This window comes from Alkalihalophilus marmarensis DSM 21297 (assembly GCF_000474275.2).
Lineage (GTDB): Bacteria > Bacillota > Bacilli > Bacillales > Bacillaceae_D > Alkalihalophilus > Alkalihalophilus marmarensis.
The window spans coordinates 85,294-92,973 of the sequence record NZ_ATAE01000018.1; the positions used below are offsets into that span (position 1 = coordinate 85,294).

Genomic DNA, 7,680 nt, shown 5'->3' on the forward strand with positions numbered 1-7,680 from the left:
GACGCAATAACAGGAGAACGACGCAATTAGGCTTGCAGCCGGCGCAATAAGCTGACGAACCGACGCAATTTCCCCGGCAACTTACGCATAAATGGTCTCAACTGACGCAATCACCGGCCGCCGTTACCACCTGAAGCTGAAGCTCAATCAAATCAAACCGTTACTCCACTCTCTCCACCTCAATCTTCTTCGCTGAATCGAGAAACTGTTCGACCTGAGCCATCACATTTTCACGTTCGCCGTAGGCTCCGATCTGCACGCCGTCGACAAGGAGGCGGTATACTTTGACAAGCCTCGGTCTTGGTGTGAGGCTTTCATTTATCAGCCTCAGATTAAGCAATTCCTGCAAACCGACGACATGGCCTGTAGCGATGGCTTTGATCACACTTAATTCCTTTAACTTTTTTGAGTCTTCTACATGATCGATGAAGTAGCTCTCAGTCAGGACAGCAGCCATTTTCGTTAAGCGCAGCACAGCATAATTGGCTGTCTTTCTTCCGCGGTCACGAGCCTTAATTTTTCCCAAAATGCCTTGGTGGATGCAGGCTTGAAATTGGCCGGTGTGCTTTGCTGCATGTGGGTGAATAAAGCTTTCAAATCCTGTGCCGCCTCCTGCATTAATATGAACAGAGATGAAGTAATCAGCTCCCCAGCTATTAGCCAGCCGAGCTCTGTCTTCAAGGGAGACGAACATATCACTATCGCGGGTCATCCTGATGAGCACGTCATAATTTCTTAGCAGCACTTCACGTATTTCACGAGCAATCGTCAATGTTAAATCTTTCTCTACTAAGCCATTTGCTACAGCTCCCGGATCTCGTCCGCCATGTCCTGGGTCGATCATTATTTTGATTTTACTCATGCACACCACTCCCTTTTTCTTGTGAGAAATGACTTAAGCGGTGGTCCGGTCCGCTTATGGCAATCACTTTTGTTTGCTGCATCATCCGGGAAAAATTCCTGGCCCCGACCTTTTCCTGTAATGCCCTTCCACCTAAATTCGTTGTATAGATTGTATGCTTGCCTATCCGGCTGTCGATAATTTCAAACAGCTTTGATGTTGCCCAGCTAGATGGATCACGTCCGTGCTCAGCACCGACATCATCCAATACGACGCAATCAGCTTTTTCTAGCAGCTCTAAATAATTATCTTCTGAGAACTCGCTGTGTTTGTTGTAGGTAGCTTTTAGTTTTGTTAGGAGTTTCGGTACAGAGATGAAGATCGAGGTGTATCCTGACTCTATCAATACTTTTAGAGCGGCTGATGATAAGTGGGATTTTCCGAGTCCGTATGAGCCGGTTAATAGAAGGTTCCTTGGTCGAGCTTTTGAATAGGTATCACAAAACTGTCTCACTTGCTCGTATGCATGTTTTTGGCTTTCCGTACGTGGAACATAGCTGTCAAAACTTGATGCAAGTAAGTCTTGATTTAATAAGCTTTCACGATCGAATATCTGATAGATTCGCTTTCTCTCTAATTCTTTCCTTCTTTTAAGCACATTCTTTGCCAGTTCAATATCTTCACAGCGGCAGCCATACGTTAATTCCTTCTCTGTACCCTTCTCCGGTCCAAAGGGAATAAACACTCTTCTAACGGTAATCTTCTCATGGCAGCCCGTGCAAACCATCCTATTAATAATATTAGAATCCGAAGTCATAGCTTGAATAGTCGGCGGCAGATGCGTGCATGCTTTTTTCATGTTGACTCACCTCTTTCTTCTTTGCATGATAAGCAGCCATTTTTTGTTTCCACTTTTCTCGCTCTGCTCGGATTTCACTCACCGTTTGCAAGCCTTTCCCGCTCCAATCTTGCAGAACCTTTGAGACATAGCCCCATGTTCTCACATTTTGCAGGAGTGACACTTTCATCGCTTCTATGACCACTTCACTCGGTTCTGTAAATGTTGAATCATCGAGCCAGGCATTGATTGATTCAGAGATAAACGGTGAGAGTCTGCCAAATCCGTTCTCTTCATAGAATTGAAACGGAGTTATATCTTTAGTATCTTCTTTTAAATTGTTTTCTTTAATTAATAGGGAACGAGGTTGTGCATTAGGTTGGGAAGCAGATGATGCACTAGGTTGGGTACAATCTTGTGCATATAGTGCATGAGGTTGGTGATGAAGCTTAGTAGAAAAGGCGGTCATCGCATATTGAGCAGCTTGACCGCTCCCTCTGCTTATAAAGGTGAGATAGCCTTTCTCTTCCAGCTCTTTTCGAATGTTGTAAAAGTGACGTACCTTCATACCTGACTTCACGGCAATAACGGATACAGCAACAGTAAACGACTTCGGCCAGCCTGCTTTTTGCCATACTTGCATTAATGCATGCCATGTTGCAATGCCTGATGGGGTAAGCGGGTTTGTTTCTAGTTGGTTGTAGAAAGCTTGGATTTGTTGTTCGTAATTCATGGATTGCCTCCTTAGGGGTTATTTGGTAGATAGGGTTAGTTACATTTGCTCGAGCCAGGCGGGCATTCCGTCTCGGTCTCTGACTATTCTTCGTTTCTCTTCTGCTAGTTTGGCGAGCAGTGTGCCGTAAAAGTACGAATAAATGGTAGACTGTATCTTTTGTTTTTTATACTTTAAAATGACTTGCTTAAAGGCTCGAATAATAAGTGGGAGATGGTTCTCAATCGCATCCATGAATTTCATTCGTTTGAAGGAAGCTTCGGCAATCGACCAAAGCTTAACAGAAAGGTTCGGTTCCCACTCAGCGAATGGCGCTGTGGCTTTAGTGAACTCTTGTGGAACGGAGGGATGAACTGTTTTCTGAGAGACTGGATTTACTTTTTTGAGGAGTATGGGAGTTGTTAGTTGGTTTGATGATTTTTCTGAAGATGTAAACGGCTGAAAAATATAGATGCTATGATGATAGCCGCCCGTTTCTCGGATCGTATGATGCATGGTGATGATCCCTAATTTCTTAGCTTTCACGAGCATTCTTTCAAATGTAGACCGCGACACCGCGTTTCCACTTGCATGGGCCGCTGCAAGCATTTTACAAACAGTAGAAACGGCAACCCCGCGATGTGGAATACTTGTTCTGATTAATTGATTCAAGGCAATTCGCTCACTTGGGGTGAAGCACTCTGTGAAAAATGCGAGGTGCTGCCTAACCTCATTTTTAAATTGATGGTTTGTTTGAAACGTGCTTAATTGTTTATACATCTTTCTTTTAACATTTTGCATGTTTGCTGCCTCCTTTAAGTTGGTAGGCAAAGCATAACTGAGCAAAATAAAACGCGCATGTTGGTAAAATCGCAAAACTCGGGGCCAGTACATAGGCAAAATGGAATTTTCGCCTAGAGCAAAACGTCATTTTGAGGGGTGGATTGGTGGTCATTTTATGAAAATAGGTGTTTTAATTTTTATAAACAAAAAGCCTTGGAAGAATGAAACTTCCAAGGCTTTAAACTGATAGCTGATTATCTTAAGTACGTCATCATCACAAGCAGCAGCGGGATGCTGATTACGAAAAATACGATCGTTTTCCACCTAGATTTCTTAGGTGTTTGAAGTAAATATATGACTATTCCAGCCCCAAGAATACCTAATGAAACGAACCCCGAAACGGTTGTTTGAAAGATGATATAGTTAAGAAATGCGAGAGGGATGAGAAATACTAATAGGATTCTAATCATTGTTGTCACCTCTTTATACGGACCAAATTAAATAGACGATATGAAAAGCATTCCACGCATGAAAGCATGGACTTAGTAAGAATTAATCATTAGGACACAATACTAGTACCAGCCGCATAGACTTTTACCCTTGAATCGTTCCTCGCTTGTCTCGACAGTCAAATAGCAGGTGGATAAGACTTTCATAGTACGGTAGAAACTCCTCATTTTTGATCAACTTTAAAATCTCTTCCTTGCTTGCCCATTTCACGTTTTGAACTTCTTCATACTGCAGCGTAAGCGTATGTAATGGCACATCTTCTTGAATTAAATAAATGTCGTCAAAACCATTCTCAAAATTAATCGTTAAGTGAGGTCGAATATGTTGAAAATCGATATTCAAACCAATCTCTTCTTGTAATTCTCTTTGCGCAGCAGTTTGACTTGTATCTCCTGCCACAGCACTCCCGCCTGCAGTGAGATCCCACAGATTAGGCCATCCCTCTTTAAAGGACTGCCTTTGCTGAATGAGCATTTCCCCATTTGAATTAAAAATGCATACATGAATCACTAAATGAAAATTCCCAGGTTCAAGCTCTTTGCCCCGGATCCATGTGCGCTCTGTTTTCCTTCGATTTATATCATATACATCCCATAATTCCACCAGAGTACCTCCAAATTTTAATAGTCAATATTTCGAAAATTAATACTTAACACTTGTCTTTTTAGAACATTTATAGACAGTGTCTCCAAATGACCTAATGTCATTGAGATAATCGTAGCTTTCAGATGAACCATAGCGATTGAACATTCTTACTGCTACTACGTTTTCCTGTGGAATAACGAGCAGAGCTACATTTGTGTAGCCGAGTAATTGATACGAACCTTTCGGAACAGTATCACCTATTTGATTAGATGTATGGTTCGTGTCTTTTATGAACCATAAAAATCCGTTCTGTTGAATAGGAAGCATTGGGTTAGGAGTCTGAATAGATGTAGCCATTTGAAAGATTTCTCTAGGAATAATCTGTTTTCCTCCCCATTTCCCTTCTGTTAAATGAAGATAGCCCCATAAAGCAAGCTCTTGTGCAGATACATACATATTCATTCCAGAACCATCTACTACATCAGTTTCAGTCCAGTAGATATTATCTGCTTCTCGTATCGTATGTGCAATTTTTGAATGAGGCTGACTCATCTTAATCCATTCTGTTGCTTGAAACCTGACTGGCTTAATGACCTGCTCTTGTACAATTTCAGCAACGGACTGTTCTGTTGTTTTTTTGATAATCGTTGTCAACAACTTAATGCCAGCATCTCTATATGCCCATGATTCACCAGGTTTATATTCACTTAAAAGCTTTCCATCTGCTAGTTTAAGACCATGTGTGTGAGTTAATAAGTGCCGAAAAGTTACACCTTTATATGCGGATAAATGAGAGTCATCAACAAATTTTCGTATTGATTCATCAATGGAAAAGCTGCCAGTGTATACAGCATAAGCAGCAGCAAAACCGATATAAGCCTTTCTTACAGATGCAATGTGGAATTGAGTGTCTGCTTGAACATCACGAGCATGTGTAGCATTCGACTGTTTACCAAAATAAGACTCTGTTACTATTTTGTCGTTATGAATAATATAGAGAGCACCACCACTTGCACCCAATTTTTCAGCACTTGCTTTTACATGTGTATATACATCGTGATATAAGCTTGTATTATCTTTTTTTAATAGCAATGATCAATTCTCCTCCCCACTGAAAAAATTATTCTTTTTTGCATCTATCTTCAAGCATTGATAGCCTCAATGATTTATAAACCTCTCCAATAATCCCTTCCAGCTGATGAACGCCTAATTCTGCATTCGTCATAATAACTGCACCTTTTTCTAAATGTGGAAATGCAAACATCATACACTGGAAGCCTACTCCCCAACCCATAGAGGAAATTTTTAAGCCTTTCTCTGTGCCTTCTAGAAATACACCTAGACCAGCCCAATTTTTTCCTTTTTGAGGAGTTATCATTTCATTTGCTATACTTTGAGAAATGCCGATATTACTTTCCCCTTTTAGAGCATTCATTAACTCAAGAACCAATGTAGCTAAATCAAATGAACTTGCCCATAGTCCAGAGGCTGTTTGGTAAGGATAGACAGGGTATTTTCCATCTACTAGATCACCATTTTTATGATGGCCACTAGCGAAATTCTTTTTTTCTACCTCTAACATCGTTGGGTGTAGGTGACTATTTCTCATATCAAGTGGTTTAAATATGTACTCATTCACCACTTGATCAAATGGTTTTTTCGTCACATCTTCTATTAGGAGTTGAATAATACAATAGCCTGCATCTGAATAATGGAATTCACTTTCTGTTTCGTACTGAGGTGCAATAGGCATTTCACAATAAGACGTTTTTCCTTCTAACAATTCAACCACCGAAGGAATATCGGTCATGGAATGTAGTTCCGAAAAACTGCCTTCAGGATCCTTGATTCCAGATTGGTGACTGAGCAAGTTTCTTAACGTAACGTTTTTATTAATTGTGTATTCATTTTCAGGCACTATCCACGTTAAAAGTCTTACATTGACATCCTCATCTAAATTAAGAATACCTTCACTAACTAGCTTAACAGCAGTCATCCCTGTTAAAAATTTAGTAACTGAACATACGCTGAAGATTGAATTCTCATTTACTTGTCTGTTGCTTTCCCTATCCAATAAGCCGTAATTTTCTGTTCCACTGATTTGCCCGTCTTCAATTAATGCAATACTTAAACCGTTTACTTTGTAATGTTCCATTCGTTGTTTAAGATTAATCTCTATTAATTTCATGACTCCCCCTACTTAAAATTTCCTAAAATAATATCCCTCTTTAGTTTAACATCAATTTCCTTTTCGTTAACTTAAAAAACATACCTTGTATAAGCAAAGCAGCCGTTATAACAAAAAAGGAGACACCTATTCGTATGTGAATGGTGTCTCCTGTATGGTTGTTATTTGGTGTTTTCTCACCTGCAACCGAAACTGTAAGCTTTTTTAGTATTTATAATTAATCACATTTCTTCGTCATGTGTAATGGCGGCGGAATTAACCAGCCTTTTTCTTTGTTTAGCTTTAGTGCTTTAGCACCGAATTGAGCTTTTGCTGTGTGGAATTGGCCATACATCATAGCGATATCTTCTCTGATCGATTGGCCCATCGCCTGGCTGCATGCTACAAGGCCGGATGCTGTGTCGGCTGACAATTTCGCTCCGATTTCTGGGTCCATAAAACGAGCTCCTGCTGGAATTGACTCCAGATCAGCACATGGACGTTCCGGCGAAGCTTGAGGAAGCCCTACTCCATTTGCTTTAAGCAGTTCTTCTAATTGCTTATTCTCGTTTTGTAATCCTTCAATACCTTCTTGAACAAGCTTTTGTAAGTCTTGATCACCTGCATGATTTAATAACGATTGATAGCCTGCAATCATTCCATTATTTGCAAGTACATTGCTCCACACTGTAAAAACTTCCCCGTAGTGCATAGGCTCATCTTGCGGATTTCCACTTAAAATACCCATAACGACACTCCTCGCAAATTTTTGTAAATTCATCATATACCTCGTTTCAGGTGAGGATTGACATGTTACAGGGGTTATCTTTTGCCTTAGAACAGTCATTTATGCAGTAATAACATAAGAATGGGGCAATATATATAGGGGTACTTCAGCTAAGAATCCAGCTTTTCTTGATCTTTTTTCCGATACATGGACCAATTCATCCATGCCAAAATAATAAAACTTAATGCCATAATGCCAAGCTGAAACGAATCGCGGTTTAAACCAAATAGAAGGTTTATTGATGCCGCAATAGGAATGAGTAATAAGCAGATGATAGCAAGTACTTTATAAAATGAACGATTATCTTTTGTGGATTGATTCACGGTTTCACCTCGATTTAAGGAAGATTTTAGCAATGGTTTACAGTTAGGATTGTAACATATCGAGTAGGAGGAGGCTATTAGCCTCCGACCTCTCACACCACCGTACGTACGGTTCCGTATACGGCGGTTCAAAT

General features: G+C 40.3%; 10 protein-coding genes. All 10 read right to left on the minus strand.

Going from position 1 to position 7,680, the window contains the following annotated elements:
- Nucleotides 1-160 precede the first annotated feature (160 nt).
- Nucleotides 161-862, minus strand: a complete 702-nt coding sequence (locus A33I_RS06840; protein ID WP_022627749.1) for an N-acetylmuramoyl-L-alanine amidase family protein — start codon at nt 860-862, stop codon at nt 161-163.
- Complete coding sequence (locus A33I_RS06845; protein WP_235806172.1) at nt 855-1,700, minus strand: ATP-binding protein; 846 nt, start codon at nt 1,698-1,700, stop codon at nt 855-857. The genes A33I_RS06840 and A33I_RS06845 overlap by 8 nt, the downstream gene beginning before the upstream one ends.
- Entirely contained in the window at nt 1,642-2,412 is a 771-nt protein-coding gene (locus A33I_RS06850; protein ID WP_022627751.1) for a DnaD domain protein, read from the minus strand. Before A33I_RS06850 ends, A33I_RS06845 begins: the two co-directional genes overlap by 59 nt.
- Nucleotides 2,413-2,451: 39 nt before the next feature.
- Nucleotides 2,452-3,192 (minus strand): hypothetical protein, encoded by a 741-nt coding sequence (locus A33I_RS06855; protein WP_022627752.1) that lies wholly within the window; start codon nt 3,190-3,192, stop codon nt 2,452-2,454.
- A gap of 236 nt (nt 3,193-3,428) precedes the next feature.
- Nucleotides 3,429-3,644 (minus strand): hypothetical protein, encoded by a 216-nt coding sequence (locus A33I_RS06860; RefSeq protein ID WP_022627753.1) that lies wholly within the window; start codon nt 3,642-3,644, stop codon nt 3,429-3,431.
- A gap of 124 nt (nt 3,645-3,768) precedes the next feature.
- Nucleotides 3,769-4,287, minus strand: coding sequence for an NUDIX hydrolase (locus tag A33I_RS06865; RefSeq protein WP_022627754.1), 519 nt, complete (start codon nt 4,285-4,287; stop codon nt 3,769-3,771).
- A gap of 39 nt (nt 4,288-4,326) precedes the next feature.
- The gene (locus tag A33I_RS06870; RefSeq protein WP_022627755.1) at nt 4,327-5,361 is read right to left on the minus strand and encodes a serine hydrolase domain-containing protein; all 1,035 of its coding nucleotides are present in this window, start codon (nt 5,359-5,361) and stop codon (nt 4,327-4,329) included.
- Nucleotides 5,362-5,389: 28 nt separating this feature from the next.
- Nucleotides 5,390-6,457: a serine hydrolase domain-containing protein gene (locus A33I_RS06875; protein WP_022627756.1), complete on the minus strand. Its 1,068-nt coding sequence runs from the start codon at nt 6,455-6,457 to the stop codon at nt 5,390-5,392.
- 217 nt (nt 6,458-6,674) lie between these two features.
- Nucleotides 6,675-7,184 (minus strand): DUF3231 family protein, encoded by a 510-nt coding sequence (locus A33I_RS06880; protein ID WP_022627757.1) that lies wholly within the window; start codon nt 7,182-7,184, stop codon nt 6,675-6,677.
- 149 nt (nt 7,185-7,333) lie between these two features.
- Nucleotides 7,334-7,680 (minus strand): hypothetical protein (locus A33I_RS21265; protein ID WP_235806173.1); only part of this gene is annotated, 347 nt, incomplete at its 5' end.